Raw genomic sequence first — 20,171 nt, 5'->3', positions numbered from 1 at the left:
ACGTCGTATCGCACGCGGGGCGAAGCGGCGCGACCGGCTCCCGCCCCGGCGCGGAGCCTCGCCGGGGCGGAGCCGGCGACCCGGCACCCGGGGTCCGGCGCAGGACGACGGCCACGCCCAGACCCACCCCCAGACCCACCCCCAGGCCCGCCCCGGCCCCTCCTCAGGCCGGCCCGGCGCCGGTCCCGTTCGCCGAACGTTCCGCTTCCATGCATGCGATTGCATCCGGAGTGCGGTGCAACAGGGCCTTTCTCCGGGAATACGTTGAGTACTGACGCAGCGTCATCGATGCCTGACAGCACGACAGACCGCCAGCACACCCCCCCCAATCGAGGAGTCCCCGTGCCGCCACGCCTGCGTGCGCTCCGCAGCTGTCTCACGGCTGCCGCGCTGCTCGCCCTGTCATCGGCCGAACCTCTCACCGCGGCCGCGTCCCCCCTCAACACCACACCCACCACACCCCCGGCCGCCGCGCCCCCCGCCGCGCCGTCCGTCCCCGCGGCCTCCGCGGACGCCCCGCTCGCCGCCACCCCGCCCATGGGCTGGAACAACTGGGCCCACTACATGTGCGACTTCGACGAACGGACCGTCCTGGCGGCTGCGGACGCGCTGGTGCGCACCGGCCTGGCCGCCAAGGGCTACGACACCGTGACCGTGGACGACTGCTGGATGAAGCGGACCCGCAACGCCGCCGGGGACCTGGTCGCGGACCCGGTGAGATTTCCGCACGGCATGGCCTGGGTCGGCCGCCAACTGCACGCCAAGGGGCTCAAGTTCGGCATCTATCAGGACGCCGGCGCGCTCACCTGCGAGCGCTACCCCGGCAGCGGCGTCCCGCAGGGCGGCGGGGCGGACCACTTCGTCCAGGACGCCCGGCTGTTCGCCTCCTGGGGCGTCGACTACCTGAAGATGGACGGCTGCAACATGTGGGTCCCGCCGGGCCGGACCAAGGAGCAGGCGTACCGGAAGGCGTACACCGACGCCGCGCGGGCCCTGCGGGCGAGCGGCCGCGACATCGTGTTCTCCGCCTCGGCGCCCGCCTACTTCCAGCAGGGCGAATGGGGCAGCCCCACGTGGTTCTCGGTGCTCGGCTGGGTCGGCGGGACCGGCCAGCTGTGGCGCGAGGGCAAGGACGTCCAGGTGTACCGGCCCGCTTCGCCCGGCACCTCGCGCTGGTCGTCGGTCCTGGGCAACTACGGCTACAACCGCTGGCTCTCCCGGTACGCGGGCCCGGGGAACTGGAACGACCCGGACTTCCTGATCGCGGGCGCACCGGGACTGACCGCCGAGCAGAGCCGCAGCCAGGTCGCCCTGTGGGCGATGATGGCCGCCCCGCTGATCCTCTCCTCCGACGTCGGGGCGCTCACCCCCGCCGGCCTGGCCGCCCTCGGCAACACCGCGCTGATCAAGATCGACCAGGACCCGCTCGGCCGCCAGGCGGGCGTGGTCGCGACGGACGGCCGCATCGACGTGCTCGCCCGCCCGCTGTCCGGCGGCGACCGGGCGGTGGCCATCGTCAACCGCACCTCGTCCGCCCGCCGGCCCAGCATCCGGCTCATGGACATCGGACTGCCGTCGTGCCGGGTGACCGTACGGAACCTGTGGACCGGCGCCGCCGTGGACCAGACCGGTCCGCTGGTCGCGACCATCCCCGCGCACGGCACCGCGATCTGGCGGCTCACCCCGCGCGGCTGCGCCAAGGCCGTACCCACCGGCCAGATCACCGGCAACGGCACGAAGTGCATGGACGACAAGAACACCGCGGGGGCGGGCGCGGTGGTGCTCGCGCCGTGCACCGGAGGGGCCGACCAGCGCTGGACGGTGCGTACGGACCGCTCGATCCGGATCGGGCCGCGGTGCCTGACCGTCACCGGCACGGGCACCGCGCGGACCGTGGGCCTGACGTCCTGCTCTCCCGCGACCACGCCGGGCCAGCGCTGGCAGGCGCGGAAGGACGGCACCCTGCGCGTGGACGGCTCCGGGCTCTGCCTCGACGCCCCGGCTGCGGCCACCGCGCGCCTGCGGGCCCGGACGTGCGGTCACCACCTGGTCAACCAGGCCTGGTCGCCGCCCGTCTGAGCCCACCACCGACCCCCGGGTCAAGCGAATGCGGCACGACGTCACTCTCCCGTGGGAACTTCCGTGTCCCACGGGAGGGAGGGTGGTACTGCGCGGTTTCACTGTCCCGGACGGCGAACGGCAAGGAGTGCGGGGCATGTCGAAGCAGCAGGGTTCCGTCCCGGCCACGGGCGGGACCGCGGCGGACACGGCGGGCGGGACGGCGGGCACGTCCTGCGGCGGCAGCACGCCCGCCGCCGGGGAGCAGGACCTCGGCGCGCCCGCCGGCTCCCGGGACGGGCACGCCCCGGGCGGCTACGGCCCGGACACCGGCGGCCTGCCGGACGGCGGCACGCTGGACGGGATCATAGAGCTGCGCAAGCGCGGACCGATGCCGTGCGCGCACGCACCCGGGGACGGGGTGAGCCCGTACGGGCTGCTGGCCCTGCGGGCTTCGGAACGGGCGGAGGCGCGGTGCGGACCCGACTGGGCGCGCTGAGCGGCGTCGTCGCCGGGTTCGCCGCGCTGTGCACGGCCGAGCTCGCGTCGGCGGTGCTGCGTCCGGAGTCCGGGCCGGTACGGGCGGTCGGCGGTGCGGTCATCGACGCCACGCCCTCGGTGGTGAAGGACTGGGCGGTACAGGTCTTCGGGAGCTCCGACAAGCTGGTGCTGCAGCTGGGGATCCTGACCATCCTCGCCGGGTGCGCGGCGGCGGCCGGCGTACTCGCCGTGCGCAGGCCGCGCGCCGGGGCAGCCGTGGCGCTGCTGTTCGGACTGATCGGTGCGCTGGCGGCAGTGGGACGGCCGGACGGCACGGCGCGTGACGCGGTGCCCTCGGTGGTCGCGGGCCTGACCGCGGCGGCCGTCCTCCACCTGCTGGTGGTGCGGGTCCGCGCGGGCTACCCGGAACACGCCGGGTACGCGGGGCTCGAAGGCTACGGAGGGACCGGATCGGCTGCGGACCGGCGCCGGTTCGTCCAGCTGACGGCCGCGACGGTGGTGGTGTCGGCCTGCGCGGGGCTCGTGGGGCGCCAGGTGAACGAACTGAGCGCGTCCGACGCGGAGGCGGCGCGACGGGCCGTGCGGCTGCCGCCGCCGGCCTCGCCGGCGCGGCCGGCACCGCCCGGCGCCGATCTGCGGATCCCGCGGCTGAGCCCGTTCTTCACGCCGAACCGCGACTTCTACCGCGTCGACACCGCGCTGGTGGTGCCCAAACTCCGCGTCGAGGGATGGCAGTTGCGCATCCACGGCGAGGGGCTGGACCGGCCGCTGACACTCGGCTTCGAGGACCTGCTGCGGCGCGAGCTGGTCGAGCGGGACATCACGCTCGCCTGCGTCTCCAACCCGGTCGGCGGCCCGTACGTCGGCAACGCCCGGTGGCTCGGGGTGCGGCTGGCGGACCTGTTGCGCGAGGCCGGGGTCCGGCCGCCCTCGCAGGGCGGTCCGGCGGACCAGCTGGTGGCGCGGTCGGTGGACGGGATGACCCTGGGGACGCCGGTCGAGGCGGTCATGGACGGCAGGGACGCGCTGCTGGCGGTGGGGATGAACGGCGAGCCGCTGCCGTTCCGGCACGGTTTCCCGGTGCGGATGGTGGTGCCCGGCCTGTACGGGTACGTATCGGCGTGCAAATGGCTCCGCGAGCTGCGCCTGACGACCTTCGCGGCGTACGACGCGTACTGGGTGGAGCGGTCCTGGGCCGCGCAGGCGCCGGTCAAGACGCAGTCGCGGATCGACACTCCGCGTTCGCTCGCCCGCCTGACGGCGGGGAGGGTGGCGGTGGCGGGCGTGGCGTGGGCGCAGCACCGGGGGATCGCGCGGGTCGAGGTGCGGGTGGACGGCGGCCCCTGGCACGAGGCGCGGCTCGCGGCCGAGGACAGCGTCGACACCTGGCGGCAGTGGGTGTGGGAGTGGCCTGCGGCCGAGGGGCGGCACCGGCTGGAGGTGCGGGCGACGGACGGGGCGGGCCGTACGCAGCCGGAGAAGCGGAGCGGGACGGTGCCCGACGGGGCGACGGGGTGGCACACGGTGGAGGTCGTCGTCGGCTGAACCGGCCCCGGGAGCAGGATCCGACCGGAACGGGGACCAGGGCCGGGACCCCCGCCGCCTCTGCCCGGGCGGCGGGGGTCCCTGTGCGTCGCAACAGGACGGCGCAGGCGGGCGCCGGCAGTGCCGTCAGGCGCCCGGAGACATCGGGCGCCTGACATCGGGCGCCTGACATCTGACACACGACACCTATGCATGACCTGTCACATGTGAAATATTACCTGCGCTTCGCACGTCCAACGCACCGAAAGGACACGTACGTTGCGCAGACTCTTCGCGGCAGGAGCGGCGATATCCCTCGCCCTGCTCGCCGCCCCCGCGCTCGCCGCCCCGCAGGCCGGGCACGCGCCGCCGGCGGGTCCGGCGGCCGGGCCGGCAGCCACCGGGCCGGTTCACGCCGAGGCCCCGCCGCCGGCACCGCAGGAACTCCAGCGCCAGGCGCTGCGCCGGCAGGCCCTGGAGCAGGTGGCCGCCGGCCGCCTGAAGGCCGGGGCGGACCGGACCCTCCCGCAGCAGGTGAAGGTCGGCAAGCGGTACGTCGAACTCGCCCGGGAGCGCAAGGACAAGGTCTTCGTCATCCTCGCGGAGTTCGGCGACCAGGTCGACAACACGACGGAGTTCGAGGGCAAGCCTCGCTTCGGCGGCACCCCCGGCCCGCGCCACAACACCATCGGCAAGCCCGCGAAGGCGGACAACCACACGGTGTGGCGCAAGGACTTCGACCGCGCCTACTACCGGCGCCAGTTCTTCTCGGCCGAGCCCGGCACGGTGAGCCTGCGCAACTACTACCGGCTCCAGTCCTCGGGCCGCTACGACATGGACGGCCACGTCACCGACTGGGTGCGGCTGCCGTGGAACGAGGCCCGGTACGGCACGGACAACTGCTCCGAGCCCGGCCAGTGCCGCACCAACTGGGACATGGTCCGCGACGCCACCAACGCCTGGTACCACGGTGAGCGCGCCAAGGGCCGCACCCCGGCGCAGATCAAGGCGGAGCTGGCCGAGTACGACGTCTGGGACCGCTACGACGCCGACCGCGACGGGAACTTCGACGAGCCGGACGGCTACCTCGACCACCTCGTGGTCGTGCACGCGGGCAAGGACCAGACGTGGGGCGGCGGCACCCAGGGCAAGGACGCCGTGTGGGCCCACCGCTGGTTCGCGTACTGGAACCAGGCGGGCAGCGCCGGGCCCGAGGGCAACAAGTCCGGCGGCACCCCGGTCGGCGACTCCGGCATCTGGGCGGGCGACTACCTGACCGGCGGCGAGAACAGCGGAGTGGGCCTGTTCGCCCACGAGTTCGGCCACGACCTGGGCCTGCCGGACCTCTACAGCTCGGACGGCGACAACAGCGTCAACTTCTGGTCGCTGATGTCCGCGGGCTCGTACCTCGCCAAGGGCCGCAACACCACCGGGGACTTCCCCGGCGACCTGGACGCGTGGAGCAAGCTCCAGCTGGGCTGGCTGGAGTACACCGAGGCCGACGCGGGCCGCAGGACGCGGGCGGTGCTGGGCGTCTCCGGGTACAACACCGAGGACCCGCAGGCGCTGCTCGTGCACCTGCCGCCGTCCGTGACCTCCACGGACCTCACCGATCCGTACGAGGGCGCAAGCCAGTGGTGGAGCGGTACGGGCGACTTCATGGACAACACCCTGTCCCGGACCGTGGACCTGACGGGCACGGCCGCGGCGGCCGGAACCCGGCTGGAGTCGCGGGTCTGGTACGACGTCGAGCAGGACTTCGACTACCTGACCGTGGAGGCCTCGACGGACGCGGGCCGCACCTGGTCGGCGCTGCCCGGCACCATCGGCGGTGCACCGGTCCCCGCGAAGGGCATCACCGGCACCTCGGCGGGCTGGACCGAACTGTCCGTGCCGCTGGACCGGTTCGCGGGCGCTCCGGTGCAGCTGCGGCTGCGCGTGACCTCCGACAGCAACACCCACGGCAAGGGCGTCACCTTCGACGCGCTGCGGATCGTCTCCGGTGACCGCGAGCTGCTGCGGGACGGCGCCGAGCAGGGCGCGAACGGCTGGACCGCGGTCAAGTGGTCCCGCACGCAGGGCCGTTCGGGCATCGCCGAGCACCCGCGGGCCTACCTGGTCGAGAACCGGCGCTACGTGGGCTACGGGGCGTACCTGAAGACGGGCCCGTACAACTTCGGCTGGGGTTCCGACCCGGTCCGCAAGGACACCGTGGAGTTCTACCCGTACCAGCCGGGAGTGCTGATCTGGCTGTGGGACACGGCGTACAGCGACAACACCACGAAGGCGCACCCGGGCGCGGGCATGCTGCTGCCGGTGGACGCCCGCCCCGAGGCCCTGCGCCACACCGACGGCACGGCGCTGAACGCGCGGGCGCAGACCTTCGACGCGACGTTCTCGCTGGGGATGAGCGACGAGCTGGTCTTCCACCGCAACGGCTCCCCGGTGCTGATACCGGAGCGTCCGGGCGTCCCGGTGTTCGACGACCGTACGGGCGTGTACTGGACTCCGGACCTGCCGCAGGTGGGCGTGAAGGTGCCGAACACCGGCACCCGGATCGCGGTGGTCAAGGAGGCCGCGGGCGGCAAGCAGACCACGGTGCAGGTCAGCCCTTCGCGCTGACCTCGACCGCGGGAAGGCGCACCGTCAGGGGGTGCCGCAGGACTTGACGGGCACGACCGTGCCGCCCGGCACGGTCCGGAGGGTCTTGCGGTCTCCGGCCCCCGTCCAGACGGTGACGGCCGCCGGGTCGGCCCCCACCAGCTCCCCGCACAGAGTGACGGTGGGGGTGGTGACCCGGACGAGGAGGCCGGGTGCGGTGGCGGTGGCCGTCCAGGCGACCGCCACCGCACCGGCGACCAGCGCTATGCCGGTCAGGCAGCACACGGCGGCGGCCTTGAGCGCCCGGCCCACCCGGACGGACTCGCCCTCCGTCCAGCGGCGCAGCGACTGGCCGCCGAGCACGATCTCGGCACCGGGCCGCCCGTGCGCGGCGCGTACGGCGAGCACCGAACCGGCGAGGAGCAGCAGGAAGGCGGCTGCGGTGAGGGCGCCGGCCATGACCCGCGCCCAGTCCGGCAGGTCGGTGAAGCTGTCCCGGCCCTTGAGGACCACGAGCACGGCAAGCAGCCCGGTCAGCGCGGTGAGCCCGGTACGCCATCCCTCCGCCTGCCGGCGCAACTCGGCGAGCTGGGTGAACTCCAGCTCCCGGGCGAGCTCGGCCCAGCGCCGGTCGGAGTGCGCGCTCACGGCGTCGCCTGGCGCGCGACCCGCCAACTGGCCCCGCAGCCGCGGAAGACTGGGTCTGCGGGCTGGCCGGGATGCCCGTACCCGCACTCGCAGAACAGCACCTCGGTGCCGAGCACGTCGGGTTCCTCCGGCGCCTGCGTCCGGAGTCCGCGCCGGAGCAGCGCCCCGAGCCCCTTGGGCCCACTGCCGGGGCCGGGGGCGCCGGTGGCGTACTCGGTCCGGGTGTTCCCCCGGCACCCCGGGCAGAACCCTTCGACGACCACGGTCCGGCCGCCGGGCGCGGTGTGCTGGGTGAAGGACACGGGGAGCGTGCCGAGGTCGCGTTCGTCGTAGGCGGCGGTGAAGTCGTGCGGGACGGGCGCGGGTCCGGGGCCGGGTCCGGGGCTACTCGGCGGAGCCGTCATGCGGTGCCTCCTGGAGATCGAGTCCGAACATCGCGGCGTAGCACCGCAACCGCCCCCACGCCCAGTCCTCGGACTCGCCGAGTTCGCGTGCGGCGAAGGCCACGTGCCGCCGGGCGACCCTGCCGGACACGGCCGGGGGCATGCCGTCGAGGTAGGCGGTGAGGAGTGCGAAGTCCTGCCAGAGCGGCAGGACTTCGGGCCGGCGCGGGATGGCGGGCGCCGTGGCCATGAGCGGCACGTACGGCTCGATCCGCGCCCAGGTGGTGCTGATCTCCTCCCCGAGCCGCCCGGCGATGCTGACGAGGTCGAGCGGGGTCAGGGCTTCGCCGGCGGAGGTGACGCGGTGGCTGTCGCCGAGGGCGAGGAGGTCACGGGCGTCGGGCACGCGGTCCGGCCAGCCGTCGGTGACGGACGGGTCCACCTCCGGGACGGGCGCTCCGATGGCGCGCAGCGCAGACAGACGGGCGTACGAGGCACCCATGCCTGCCCTGGTCACATGGGCGTGGGATGCCAGCTGGTGCGGCGTCAGGGACTTCCACTCCGGCGGCGGGTGCGGGCCACCGCGGGACAAGGGCGCGCTGCGCAGGAGCAGCGCCTCGGCATCCGCCTCGTCCGGACGGAAGTCCGCGAGCGCCAGGGGGAGAGCGGGCACCCGCAGGCCGACCGCTGCACACTCTGCGGCGGCCAGATCCCACACCGGTCCCAAACGCTCGCCCAGCATTGCGGCGGCGGAGAAGAGCACGGGCGGCAGGGGGCCGACCGGCAGCGGGGTGCCGGCCTGGTCGACCCCGCTGAGGATGATGCGCGTCCGCAGCGGGAGCGTCGGCCACGAGTGAAGCAGCTCCACGCCGTCCGGGACGTCCATGCCCAGCGTTCGGAGCTCCGACACGCCGTCCAGGAACTTCTCGCGGGGCTTCGCGTTTCGGTAGGCCCGCGCCATGGCTTCGAAATCGAGATCGGCACCGGGCCGGCGAGTCGCGTGGTACAAGGCTTCGCCCGCCTGGGCTGCCCGTGCCGATGGGTGCAGGGCACCCGTGGCGTCCGGGGTGCGAAAACGGAACTCCAGGCCCGCGGCGCGGGCCATCCGTTCGACCTCGCGCCCCGCCGTGCCGAGCGTGATCCGATGGTCTGCCGCGTACCTCACGACAGCAGTCCAGTCGACGTGCCCGTCGCGTCGGTAGCGCATCGGCAGCCGCCCTACGTGGGACCACGACCAGGGGCGCTCGCTGCCGACGACCGGCTGTTCCAGCCACTCCATCCGCTGGGTGTTGTGGCCGACGGGCGGAGCATCGATGCCCACGACGGACTCGACACCGTGCAGCCCCGGCTGGTTCCGGCCGCCGTCCATCGGCGCGAGGAACCGGGCCCTCTCCGCGTCCTCCACAGTGCAGACGTGGTCCCGGCGCTGCGGGGGCAGTGCGGGGACTGCTTCCGCGAACAGCGGCGCAAAGGCGGAGAGCCGGTCGTGGACGCGTCCGAGCGGGTAACCGTACCTATACGACAGCTCGATCATCCGGGAGAGCAGGGAACGATCGGCAGACAGCAGATTGCCGTCGCCGAGTCCTTGCTGCAGCCGGCACTGATTGGCGAAGTCCCGTTCCTCACTCGACGGGATCCAGTCGAGCGCGCCTTCGGACTGCCTTGGGGGTGCGAGGAGAGGGGAGGCGATCCGCAGGCGCCGCAGCGCTGCCAGGATGCCTGCGATCGTCCTGCGCTGCGCGTGGGCGTATCCGACGGCCTGGGGCCACTCGCAACGGGTGTCCGTGCACAACGCACCGTCGCCGGGTTCCGGCGCCGGATACCCCGCGAACGATGCCGGGGCGCTGGAAGTACGGTCCGAGTCGAGCGCGAACTGCGGCGCGCCACCACTCAGCTCCGCACGCCACTGCCGGATGCTGTCGTACGGTTCGATCTCGGGAGACTGCGACGGCTGGGAATCCCCGCCCACATCCGGCCTCAGCCAGCCGTGCCGGTCCAGGTCCAGTCGGCCCCTTTCCAGCGGCAGCGGGACCTGCAACCCGCGGCCCCGCAACCCGCCCCACACGATACGCGCGGCGTGGACGTTCTGCTCCTCCAGCTTCCAGAGCCAGTCCGTGGTCAGCCGATCCCAGCCGGTGAGGGCTCCCGCACCGGCACGCAGCATCTGCGCCTCCCATCCCTTGTCGTACGACTGCAGCTCGTTCCGGTTCACGCTGAGCGTGCCTGCACGGGCTCCGGTCAGGTTGAGGACGTAGCCGTAGGGCCGTGCATCGCTCGTGACGCCGTCGCACAGGATCGCGCCCCCTCCGTCCACCCACCACAGCGTTCCCGGCACGGCGGGCCTGGCATCACGACCCGTATCGGCCCGGCCTCGGTAGAGCATCCCCGGCTCCCAGTTGACGGCGTCGCGCCCCGCCTCCGCCTCCGCCTCCAAGTGGAACTCGCTCACTGCGACGAGCGAACGGAGTGTCTGCACGCAGGACAGCTTCGCCAGTGCCGGGTCGTCGCGCAGGTACAGCCGCACGCGCGTGCCGCCCTCCGGGAGGGTGTCGCCCTCGCAGTGGTGGCGGATGCGGAACAGGCTGCCGCTGCTGGGGATTTCGACGCTCAGCGCCTGTTGGGCGGGGACGCCGCCCGTGCCGACCTCGCGGGTCACGATGGCCATCTCGTCGGCCAGCATGAAGTAGCTGAACACCCCGATGCCGAATCGGCTGTTGGGGTACAGCCGCAGTGAGGGGTCCGCGCGGAGCCACTGGGCCTGTTCGCGGCGGAAGGCGCGGGAGGTCTCGAAGCGGCTGCCGGCGCGGGTGAAGGTGCCGGTGAGCCGTTCCAGGCCCATGCCGACGCCGTTGTCACGGCATTCGACGTACCGGCCGCGCTCGTCCTCCCCCTGGGTGAAGGCGATCCGGCCCTCCCACGGCGCCGGGTGCCTGCCCGTGAGGTCGAGGTACCGGCGGCGCATGGCCCGGTAGCGGCAGGCGTCCAGCGCGTTCTGGTACAGCTCGCGCAGCGCGAGCTCCGGTCGGCCGTACAGCCGCCGCCCCATGAGCAGTTCGCGCACCTCGGTCTGCGCGAGCCTGAAGCGCAGCAGGGGGACCTCGTAGGCCGGGCGGTCGCCCCGTCGGCCCGGCCGCAGGGCCCGGGCGGTGACCCGTTCGGGCAGGGCGTCGAGCAGGGCGGTCTCGGGGCGGGACAGTTCGTCCGGGAGGCGGGCCAGGCGTGCGCAGAGGCGGTCGGCCCGTTCGGCGAGGTCCTGGAAGGCGGCGTGCACGGCCTGGTGGGAGCACGGGGCGTCGAGGTCGAGGGTGGTGCCCGTGGCGTCCCAGGACAGGGAGCGGGCGACGGTGCCGATCACGTCGGCCGGGGTGACGGGGTCGGCGACGGCCAGGTGTTCGGCGACGACCTCGGGAAGGGTACGGACGTCCGCGGCGAGGATGCCGGCCAGGCCGAGTACGGCGGCGAGCGGGCGGGCGCGTAACGACTGGTGGCCTTCGGGCAGCCGGACCTTGCCGGGGCCCGGCGCCGCGGCGAGCCCGTCAAGCGGGGAGTCGTGGCCGACGGCGAGGGTCAACCCGGCCATCAGCCCCGTGAGTTCGGCGGCCCGGCCGTCGTCGGTTGCGGAGCCGCCGAGCAGGGCGGACACGAAGCCGTGGCCGAGCGCGGCGGGTACGGGCTCGTCGTCGGTCTCGAAGCGGTCGGCGATCCAGCGGTGGACGAGCCAGAGCGCGGTGTCCTGGGAGCCGGGCGCCTTGCGGGCGAGGTGGGCGTACTGGTCGTGGATCTGCTCCAGGTGGCGCCGCTGCGGCCCGGCGCCCTGCATCCGGCCGGTTTCGGCGGGGGACGCTTCGGCGGCCTGGCTGAGCCGGTCGGCCCAGGCGGCCTCGCGCAGGAACACGGCGGCGGCCAGCGCGGTCAGTTCGAGGGGGGAGAGGCTGCCCGCGGGCAGCAGCCGGGGAAGTTCGCGGGTCAGGATCCGGACGGGGAAGTCGTCGTCGGCCCAGGGGTCCGGCAGGCGCTGCTGGGCTTCGTACACGCGGCGGGCGCAGTCCTCGGCGAGGCCGAGCAGGCACTCGCGGAGGCGGTCCGCGGCCCCGGCCCCGCCCGGGTCCGCGAGCCGCCACAGGTCCGGGTGGCGTACGGCCTCGCGCCAGGGCGGCATCAGGTCGCGGCCCGCGCACAGGAGCGTGGCCCGGGTCTGCTGCTCGTGGTCGGGTGCGTAGTGGATGCCGACCCGCTGGGCGGTCCGGTCCTGCCGCAGGGCGAGGGCGGCCGTCGGGTTGCGGGTGGCGTCGAAGACCTGCTCGACGGTCCGGTGCCGGGAGAGGGGGGACAGTGCCTCGGCGAAGGCCCGGGTGAAGTGGCTCCCGTGCTGCGTGGAGCCGGCCTGCTCGCCCACGGCGCAGCTGGTCATCATGGCGAAACCACCCGTGGGGGGTCCCTGCACGATCCTGCTGCCGAAGGCCGCCTGGCCGCCCGGCACGGCGGTGCGGCAGGCGTCGATGACGTAGAGGACGGTGGCGGCCCGGCACTCGGTGAGATGGCCGCTGAGGTCGGCGGGGAACAGGGTGTTCCTGTATGCGGGCCGCCACACGCCGTCCTCGGGGGCGAGGGCGTCGGCCGGGACGAGGTAGTCGGCGTCCCCGATGCGCAGGCCGTGTCCGGTGAAGTAGATGAGCAGCGTGCCGTCTTCGGGGACTTTGCGGGAGGCCTCCAGGACGTGTACGCCGATCGCGGCGCCGGTCGCTCCGCTGAGGACCTCCACCTCGAACCCGGCCTGGCGCAGGGCGGGTTCGAGGGAGGCCAGGTCGGCTGCGACCGCCCGGTCCAGTGCGGGGAAGGCGCCGGGCGCCTGGTGGGCGCGCGGCACCCCGATCAGCAGTGCGCTGCGGATCCCGCCGCCGTGTTCCGCCATGCAGCCCCTCCCCCGTGCCCAGGGGGACCATGATGGCACCGGCGGCGGGCGCCGGAGGCGGCCTCAGGAATGCAGGCGTACGGGAAGCGCCTCCACGCTGTTGCCGATGAAGCTGGGCTGGTGGGTCAGGTCGGCTTCGGGGACGGCGAGGTCCAGGTCGGGGAAGCGGTCGAACAGCCGCTCCAGGGCGATGACGGCTTCCATGCGGGCGAGCGGGGCGCCCAGGCAGTAGTGGGCGCCGTGGCCGAAGGAGAGGTTGCGGGAGGCGCCGCCCCGGGTGAGGTCGAAGCGGCCGGCGTCCGGCCCGTACGCCTCGTGGTCGCGGCCGGCCGCGGTGTACCCGGCGAGGACCGGGGTGCCCCGGGGGATCACGGTGCCGTCGAGGGTGATGTCGCGGGTCGGGTAGCGGAAGGGGAACCAGCTGACCGGGCCGTCCCAGCGCAGGGTTTCGTCGACCACGTCGGACCAGGTGGCCTTCCCGGACCTGACCAGGTCGAGCTGGTCCCGGTGGGCGCACAGGGCGCGTACGGCGTTGGTGATCAGGTTGAGGGTGGTCTCGTGGCCGGCGACGAGCATCAGGCGCATGGTGCCGGTCAGTTCGGCCTCGCTGAGGCTGTCTCCGTCGGCCTCGCGGGCGGCGATGAGCGCGCTGGTCAGGTCGTCGCCCGGGTTCGCGCGGCGGGCTGCGGCGATCGTGCCCATCAGCTGGACGAGTTCGAGCACTCCGGCCCTCGCCTCGGCCGGGGTGGTGTCGGTCGCGATGATGACCTTGTACGAGAGTTCGTGGAGCCGTCCTCGGTGCTCGGCGTCCACGCCGAGGAGTTCGCAGATCACGTTCATCGGCAGGGGGAGGGCGAAGTGCTGCCGCAGGTCCGCGGTGCCTTCGCGGGACTCGTCGGCGGCCCGGCCGAGGTCGTCGAGGAGCGCGGCGGTGAGCTCCTCGATCCGGGGACGGAGGCGTTCCACCCGGCGGGCGGTGAAGACGTTGCCGACCAGCGACCGCAGTCGGCGGTGGTCCGCATCGTCCGCGGTGTGCATCCCCTGCGCGTTGACGAAGGCCCGCAGCGGCCATTCGGCCGGGATGCCGCCGTCGTGGAGGGCGGTGAAGTGCCGGGCGTCCTTGGCGACATCGGGGTGTGCGAGGAACTCCTTGAGTGCGTCGTGTCCGAGGACCAGGGCGCCCGGCACACCACCGGGGAGTACGACGTCGGCGACGGCGCCGTGCGCGCGGAGCCGGGAGTTGAGGGCGTGCGGGCAGCCGCCGGCGGGGTCGATGCGGTGGGGCTGCGGAGTCACGGTTTCATCGGTCACTCGATCAACAGTGCGGTGTGGAAGGCTGGTTGTTCAAGGGGTGGGCCAACTGGGCGCTTCCTGGTCGAAGTCGGGTCGCTGACGGGATTTCCCCTTCCGGGGCGGCCTTCGGCGGACATCATGGGCGGCAGCGGGCTCGGAGGGGGATCGATGGGCGGGGCGGAGAGCGGGGACCGGGCGGACGTACGCTCCCGGGTGGCCGAGGCGAAGGTGCGGGCGGCCGCACTGATACCGGCGGAGGGGGCGACGCAGCTGCCGGAAGCCGGTGCGTACGACGCCGTGATCGACGAACTCTCCGTACTCCACGGCCTTTTGGCGGATGACGAGACGGAGCAGCAGCGGCTGGCCGTCCGGCTCGGCGGGATGCTCGCCTACCGGTACCGGGCGGGGGCCGCACCGGAGGACCGGGAGCGTGCGCTCGCCCTGCTGCGCGGCGCGCGGGCGGCGGCCGGGCCCGCGGGGCTGCCCGCGGACGACGTCCGGCTGGCGGCGGCCTTCCTGATCATGGTGGTGCTGCCGATGCACGCCCTGGGGAACGGCAGCGGCGGGCTGCCTGCCTTCGCCGACCTGTGGGCATGGGGCTTCGGGCCGGGCGGTGAAGGCAGCGGCGTGGCGGAGGAGCTCCGGCAGCTCTGCCTGGAAGCGCGTGACATCTCGCCGCAGTTGCAGCAGGCGGTGGGTTTCTTCGAGGCGTTCGAGGACCTCGCCGCCGGGCGCGACCCGGACAGTGCGGGCCGGCTCCTGAACGACCTGCCGCCGGAGTTCCCGTACGCGGCCGAGCTCCGCACGCTCCTGCAGGCGATGCCGGTGATGTGGCCGCAGAGGCCGCCGGCGGGCGGGCCGCGCCCCGGTCCGGACACGCCGCCGGACCCCCGGAAGTCGGAGATCGCCGACCTGGGGCTCCAGGCGATGGTGCCGGCCCTGGTGGGCATGGTGCAGGTCCTGGAGGACGGGGACACGGCGCACCACAACCGGGCTCTGGAGGTCCTGACTGCGGCCCGTCGGCAGATGCCCGGCGACGACGCCGTTGCGCAGCTGCTCGGCGTACTGAGCGGGCTCCTGCTGCAGTCCGCGCAGACCGTGGGCGGCAGCCATCTGGACGCGGCCGTCGGGCGCGAGGTCACCGAGCGGATGAGCGCGCGGTTCGGCGAGAATCCCGAGCCGGAGGCGCGGGCCGTACAACGCGTCGCACGTGCCGCGCACCTGGTGGCGGCGACCGGGCATGCGCACGAGAGCGGGGATCTGGACGCCCTCGACGCCATCGTCCGGGAGCTGGAAGCCCTCGAAGACGCGGCCGGAGCGGGCGGGGAGGACCTGCCGCCGATCGTGCCGCTGGCCCTCGGGCAGGCCTGGATGGTGCGCGGCCTGATGAGCGGCGACGGCGAGGCCCTCCTGCGCGGCTTCGCGTGCGTGGACCGCACCCTGGCCGATCCCATAGCCGAGCTGGAGCCGCTGCGGCGGCTGTTCGACGCGCTGTCCGGTACGCACGAGACGATCCGCATCGCGCTGGGGGCGGCCACCGGGCAGCCGCCGGAGGTCACCCGGCCGGGCCCCGGAGCGTCGCTCAGCGAGCGGTGGCTGGCGGCCATCGCCCTGGACATGCGGCACTACGTGACACAGGACCCCGCCGACCAGGATGCCGCCGTCGAGGAGCTCACCCTGATCCGGGCGGGTCTGGCCGAGGGGCAGGCAACGCCGTTCGCAGCGGGGGCGCTGCTGAAGCTCGCGGAGCTCCTGCGGGAGCGCTGCACGGCCGGCGCGTCCACCGCGCCCGAGGCCACCGCGGACGGGGCCACCGCGGACGAGGCCACCGCGGACGAGGCCACCGCGGCGGAGGCCACCGCGGCGGAGGTCACCGCCGAGGCCCTGCACCGGGTCGCCGCGAACGTCGTCCTCCAGCTCGGCGCCGAGCACGGGCTGCTCGCGGCGCGCGCGGGCGCCGACCACGGGGTCCGGGCCGCGCGCTGGGCGGCCCGCCGCGGCCGGGTCGAGGAGGCCGTCGCCGCCCTGGAGCTGGGGCGGGCGCTCGTCCTCCAGGCAGCCTCCGTCTCGGCGACCGTGCCCGAACTCCTGGAGGAACGCGGCCACGGCGAACTGGCCGCCGCCTGGCGGGATGCGGGCGCCCGGCAGCCCGGTGCGGGGGACGCATACCCCGACGCGCTGCCCAGCCGGCTGCGCCGCAGCGCCCTCGAGGCGCTCGGCTACGGGCAGAGCGGCGCCGGGCCGTTCGCCACGGCGACGACGGGAGAGCTCGCCGCCGGCCTGTCGGGCGCCGGGGCGGATGCGCTGGTCTACCTCGTGGCCGGGGAGGGCACGGAACCGGGCGTGGCGATCGTCATCGGCCCCGGGACGGGGTCCGGCACCGGTTCAGGGGCCGGGACGGGGTCCGGGACGGGGGCCGGGACGGGGCCTTCGGTGGTGGAACTGCCGCTGCTCGCGGGGGCGGGGCAGGAGCCGCTCGACCGGTACCTGACCGCGGCTGCCGCCCGCTCCCGGGCCCTGGGGGATCCGGATGCCGAGGCGGCCTGGGACCAGGCCCTGTCGGAGCTGTGCGACTGGGCGTTCCCGGCCGCGCTGAGCCCGGTGCTGGCCAAGGTCACGGAGATGATCGCGGGCGCTCCCGGGCGGCGGCGTCCGCCCGGTCCGACGCGGCTGGTGCTGGTGCCGTGCGGCCCGCTGGGCGTCGTACCCTGGCACGCGGCGCGCCTGCCGCGCACGGCGCCGTGGGACTACGCCTGCCAGTTCCTCGCCCTCACCTACGCCGCCTCCGGCGGACAGTTCCTGCGGGCCGCCCGGCGGGCACGGCGCGATCCGGCAGCGGCCCCGGTCCTCCTCGCCGACCCGCGCATGGACCTCACCCACGCCGAACGCGAAGCCACCGCCCTCCACGCCGCCTACTACCCCCGCGCCCGGCTCATGGGCGAGTTCTACGACCCCGCCGCGGAACCCTCGGCGCCCGGGACGCCCGACGACGTGCTCGCCCTCCTGCGCGGCCCGCTGTCCCTCCTCCACGTGGCCTCGCACGGCTCGGCCGAGCTGCGCCCCACGGTCTCGGCTCTGCACCTGGCCTTCCCGGAGGGTACGGAAGGGCTCGGCGCGCAGGACGGCGGGCCGGGGGCCCTGCCCGACCTCGGCATGCTCACCGTCACCCGCCTCCTCGACGCCGGCGCAAGCACGGGCACGGGAACGGGCACGGGCACGGGCACGGAGGCGGCGGACGGGCCGCTGGTGGTCCTCAGCGCCTGCGACACCGATCTGAGCACCGGCGACCACGACGAGGCCCTCACCCTGGCGACGGCGTTCGTCGCCAACGGGGCCCGTGACGTCGTGGGGTCACGCTGGACCGCGCAGGACGGCGCCTCCCTCCTGATGATGGCGGTCTTCCACCACCACCTCGCCGTCGAGGGCCGCAGCCCCGCAGACGCCCTGCGCGAGGCCCAGTTGTGGATGCTCGACCCCGACCGCCGCGATCCCGGCACGCTCGGACCCGCGCTACGGCGCGAAATGCAACGCCCGGGCCTGGACCGGCTGCCGGTCTGGGCCGCCTTCACCCACCAGGGAAACCCCGGCCGTTGAAAGGAGCAGGAATGAACGCGGAGCGGCGGCTCGAACGCCTGATCGCGCAACACCGGACGAGCATCCGGGAGGCCCTGGACGAAGAGCAGTTCGCGGTACTGCTGGAACGGCTGCGGGCGCTGGAGGCCGCCGGCTCGCAGCCGCGGGACCGGCGGCGGGCCCTCCAGGGGGTGCGGCTGGCACTGCTGCCGCTGCCGATCGACCACCCGGTGCGGATCGCACTGGATTCCGTACGGGGGGCCGCGGTGCTCGACGACCCCTCGGACGTGCTGGACGCGCGGCTGCTGCTGGCCTTCCTGACGGACCCCGCCGAGGCGACCGGGGCACCGGCCCCGGTGTCGCCGGAGGCCGCGGCGGCACTGGCGGAGGCGCGCCGGCAGCTGCTGGAGGCACCGTCGCTCTCGCCGCTCCAGGCACGGGAGAAATGCGGCGGCGAACCACCCCCGCACGAACTGATCGCGCTGGACGATCCGGCGCAGGGCACCCGCTACCCCGCCTTCCAGTTCGCTGCGGACACCGGCGGCCCGGTCCCGGTCGTGCGGCAGATCAACCGTCTGCTGATGGCCGAGGTGGACCCGTGGGGGGCCGCGCACTGGTGGCTGAGCGGCAACACCTGGCTGGACGGCAGGCCCGCCGCGCTGCTCGGCAGGGTCCCGGACGAGCGGCTGACGTGGGCCGCCCGCGAGCTCGTGGAGGGGGAGCGATGATCGGCGACACGCCTCCCGGCGCCTACACCATGCAGCCCAACTCCCTTCTGGTGCCGGCCGGTACGGAGCTGTGGCGGGTGCACGACAGCAGGCGGTCGGTGGACGCCTTCAACCCGGTCGTCGCGGACGCCCACTTCGGCGGCAGCCGCTTCGACGGCACGGCCGCCGACCCGTACGCCTTCCTGTACGCGGCGATGGACCCGGCGACCGCGCTGGCGGAGACCCTGCTGCGCTCCCTGGAGTTCGAGCCGGGGTCTGGGATGCGGCTGATCCCGTACGCGGTGGCGCGCGGGCGCTCGCTGAGCGCGCTGCGGACCCGCTGCGACCTGCGGCTGATCTCCCTGGTCACGGAGGAGGACCTGGCGGCGGTGTGCCAGGACTCCTGGCTGCTGGAGGCGGAGGGCGACCGGTACGCGAAGACGCGGCGGTGGGCGAGCGAGATGCGCGCGCAGGACACCCGCGCCATGGGACTGGTGTGGCAGTCGCGCCGCCACCGGCCCCGGCTGGCCACGGTCCTCTTCGAGGACCGGTTCGGCGGCGGCAGCGGGCCGGACGGGGCCTTCCGCGGCGGGGAGCCGCCCGCCCCGGTGGGCTCGGGAGGGATTCCGGACCTGGGCTCGCCCTCCGGAGTCGCCGAGGCGAACCGGCTGCTGGCGCCGCTGCGGGCGGCCATCGTTCCGCCGTGGCCGGGGTGAGCGGCCCGCCGGCGCGTGGCCGGAGTACGTCGGCCTGAAATCCCGGTCCTTGTCTGCCTGTGACAGCCGGTGTAACAGTGGCTGCCATGTCGCCGGTTGTTGAGCATGCGTCAGTTCTCGTTGAACTCAAGGAACTTCGACGAGCGGGCCTGGTCAGGCTGCGCAACCTCGCGGTGCCCACCCTGCGCGAGGCCGCGGCCCTGCTGCCGGACGGCTCGGTGGAGGGCCTGGTCCGGCTCGCCGTGTCCGGGCTCGACCAGGGCACCCTGCGGACCGCCGCGGAGTACACCCTCGGGCTGGCCCAGGGCACGCGGGACTGGCCGGGCTCCGACCGGCGCAGGCGCGCCGCCGAGGTGTACGGGGTGAGCGTCGAGCGGTTCCGCAAGGACCACGAGCTGATGGTGCTGGGGCAGGTCGCGGAGGAGATCGGGCGGCTGGCCGACGGCGGGGCGGCGGCCGCGGCCGCACGGAACGCGCCGGGACACGCTGCGGGACGGTCGCCGGGGAACGCACCCGGGGCGGGGCACACCCCCGCCCACCTGACGATGAGGGTCCGCACGGGCGGCCGCGCCGTGGCGCTGACCGTGCACGCACATCCGGTCGATCTGCTGCGCGACGTGGACGTGGTCGTCTCGCCCGTCAACACGTACCTGGCGCTGCCGGAGCCGTACAAGGCCTCGGTCTCCGCCTCGCTGCGCCGCGCGGCGGCGGTCCGCGGGGTGACCGGGGACGTGCACGACGACCCGCTGCACGAGGAGCTGCGCAAGTGGGCCGCCCGCTACGACACGTCGGGGCGGCCGGTCCTGCCCGGCACGGTGGCCTCGACCGGGTCGGGCGCCCTGGTCGGCCAGGGCATCCGGCGCATCTACCACGCCGCGATCGCCGTGCCGCGGGCCGGGACCAACGACTACGACGTGCTGCCCGCCGATGTGACGCGGGCCGCGGCCCGGGTCTTCGGCCTGCTCGCGGACGAGCACGACCGGTTCGACCCGCCGCTCCGCTCGGTGTGCTTCCCCCTGCTGGGCTCGGGGCGGGGCGGGCTCCCGTACGCGACGAGTGCGAGCGCCTTGTGGGCGGCGGTGGAGGCGGAGCTGGCGCGCGGCGCGGACTGGGACGTCCACTTCCTGGTCCGCGGCCCCGAGATGGTCGGCGAGCTGCTGGGACGGCTGCCCGCCGGAATCCGCCCGGACGGCGACCCGTCGCCGACCACGACGTCCGCTTGACTGGAATCACCGGCCGACATGCCGGTACCGAA

At 74.4% G+C, this 20,171-nt stretch carries 12 protein-coding genes; 8 read left to right on the top strand and 4 right to left on the bottom strand.

The window, feature by feature from the left end:
• The first annotated feature begins 342 nt into the window (after positions 1 to 342).
• The 4 genes from ACZ7H1_RS01275 (at position 343) to ACZ7H1_RS01260 (ending at position 6,705) form a co-directional block, all read left to right on the top strand.
• Positions 343 to 2,079 carry a ricin-type beta-trefoil lectin domain protein gene (locus ACZ7H1_RS01275; protein WP_470782660.1) on the top strand — a complete coding sequence of 579 codons (1,737 nt, stop codon included), beginning with the start codon at positions 343 to 345 and terminating at the stop codon, positions 2,077 to 2,079.
• 136 nt (positions 2,080 to 2,215) lie between these two features.
• The gene (locus ACZ7H1_RS01270) at positions 2,216 to 2,557 is read left to right on the top strand and encodes a hypothetical protein (protein WP_470782659.1); all 342 of its coding nucleotides are present in this window, start codon (positions 2,216 to 2,218) and stop codon (positions 2,555 to 2,557) included.
• Complete coding sequence (locus ACZ7H1_RS01265; RefSeq protein WP_470782657.1) at positions 2,533 to 4,104, top strand: molybdopterin-dependent oxidoreductase; 1,572 nt, start codon at positions 2,533 to 2,535, stop codon at positions 4,102 to 4,104. The genes ACZ7H1_RS01270 and ACZ7H1_RS01265 overlap by 25 nt, the downstream gene beginning before the upstream one ends.
• Positions 4,105 to 4,362: 258 nt before the next feature.
• Positions 4,363 to 6,705 (top strand): immune inhibitor A domain-containing protein, encoded by a 2,343-nt coding sequence (locus ACZ7H1_RS01260; RefSeq protein WP_470782655.1) that lies wholly within the window; start codon positions 4,363 to 4,365, stop codon positions 6,703 to 6,705.
• A 24-nt stretch (positions 6,706 to 6,729) separates the two neighbouring features.
• Here ACZ7H1_RS01260 and ACZ7H1_RS01255 read toward each other — a convergent pair whose 3' ends face one another.
• From ACZ7H1_RS01255 to ACZ7H1_RS01240, 4 genes are all read right to left on the bottom strand, one after another.
• Positions 6,730 to 7,332 carry a hypothetical protein gene (locus ACZ7H1_RS01255; RefSeq protein ID WP_470782654.1) on the bottom strand — a complete coding sequence of 201 codons (603 nt, stop codon included), beginning with the start codon at positions 7,330 to 7,332 and terminating at the stop codon, positions 6,730 to 6,732.
• Complete coding sequence (locus ACZ7H1_RS01250; protein ID WP_470782653.1) at positions 7,329 to 7,736, bottom strand: hypothetical protein; 408 nt, start codon at positions 7,734 to 7,736, stop codon at positions 7,329 to 7,331. Before ACZ7H1_RS01250 ends, ACZ7H1_RS01255 begins: the two co-directional genes overlap by 4 nt.
• Positions 7,717 to 12,627, bottom strand: a complete 4,911-nt coding sequence (locus ACZ7H1_RS01245; RefSeq protein WP_470782652.1) for an HD domain-containing protein — start codon at positions 12,625 to 12,627, stop codon at positions 7,717 to 7,719. Before ACZ7H1_RS01245 ends, ACZ7H1_RS01250 begins: the two co-directional genes overlap by 20 nt.
• Positions 12,628 to 12,690: 63 nt before the next feature.
• Positions 12,691 to 13,938, bottom strand: a complete 1,248-nt coding sequence (locus ACZ7H1_RS01240) for a cytochrome P450 family protein (protein WP_470782650.1) — start codon at positions 13,936 to 13,938, stop codon at positions 12,691 to 12,693.
• 150 nt (positions 13,939 to 14,088) lie between these two features.
• Here ACZ7H1_RS01240 and ACZ7H1_RS01235 point away from each other — a divergent pair, with 150 nt between their 5' ends.
• The 4 genes from ACZ7H1_RS01235 (at position 14,089) to ACZ7H1_RS01220 (ending at position 20,139) form a co-directional block, all read left to right on the top strand.
• Positions 14,089 to 17,514: a CHAT domain-containing protein gene (locus ACZ7H1_RS01235; protein ID WP_470782648.1), complete on the top strand. Its 3,426-nt coding sequence runs from the start codon at positions 14,089 to 14,091 to the stop codon at positions 17,512 to 17,514.
• An 11-nt stretch (positions 17,515 to 17,525) separates the two neighbouring features.
• The gene (locus tag ACZ7H1_RS01230) at positions 17,526 to 18,221 is read left to right on the top strand and encodes a hypothetical protein (protein WP_470782647.1); all 696 of its coding nucleotides are present in this window, start codon (positions 17,526 to 17,528) and stop codon (positions 18,219 to 18,221) included.
• The gene (locus ACZ7H1_RS01225) at positions 18,218 to 18,916 is read left to right on the top strand and encodes an RES family NAD+ phosphorylase (RefSeq protein ID WP_470782646.1); all 699 of its coding nucleotides are present in this window, start codon (positions 18,218 to 18,220) and stop codon (positions 18,914 to 18,916) included. The genes ACZ7H1_RS01230 and ACZ7H1_RS01225 overlap by 4 nt, the downstream gene beginning before the upstream one ends.
• A gap of 86 nt (positions 18,917 to 19,002) precedes the next feature.
• Positions 19,003 to 20,139, top strand: a complete 1,137-nt coding sequence (locus tag ACZ7H1_RS01220) for a macro domain-containing protein (RefSeq protein ID WP_470782644.1) — start codon at positions 19,003 to 19,005, stop codon at positions 20,137 to 20,139.
• Positions 20,140 to 20,171: the final 32 nt, after the last annotated feature.

It is taken from the genome of Streptomyces sp. NPDC037401 (genome assembly GCF_055602345.1).
This window is presented reverse-complemented; position numbering and strand designations above follow the sequence as displayed.

Excerpts from the sequence above, each read along its gene's own strand:
- ACZ7H1_RS01270 (WP_470782659.1), top strand. The coding sequence starts at position 2,216 with ATGTCGAAGCAGCAGGGTTCCGTCCCGGCCACGGGCGGGACCGCGGCG.
- ACZ7H1_RS01250 (WP_470782653.1), bottom strand. The coding sequence starts at position 7,736 with ATGACGGCTCCGCCGAGTAGCCCCGGACCCGGCCCCGGACCCGCGCCC.
- ACZ7H1_RS01245 (WP_470782652.1), bottom strand. The coding sequence starts at position 12,627 with ATGGCGGAACACGGCGGCGGGATCCGCAGCGCACTGCTGATCGGGGTG.
- ACZ7H1_RS01235 (WP_470782648.1), top strand. The coding sequence starts at position 14,089 with ATGGGCGGGGCGGAGAGCGGGGACCGGGCGGACGTACGCTCCCGGGTG.
- ACZ7H1_RS01230 (WP_470782647.1), top strand. The coding sequence starts at position 17,526 with ATGAACGCGGAGCGGCGGCTCGAACGCCTGATCGCGCAACACCGGACG.
- ACZ7H1_RS01225 (WP_470782646.1), top strand. The coding sequence starts at position 18,218 with ATGATCGGCGACACGCCTCCCGGCGCCTACACCATGCAGCCCAACTCC.
- ACZ7H1_RS01220 (WP_470782644.1), top strand. The coding sequence starts at position 19,003 with ATGTCGCCGGTTGTTGAGCATGCGTCAGTTCTCGTTGAACTCAAGGAA.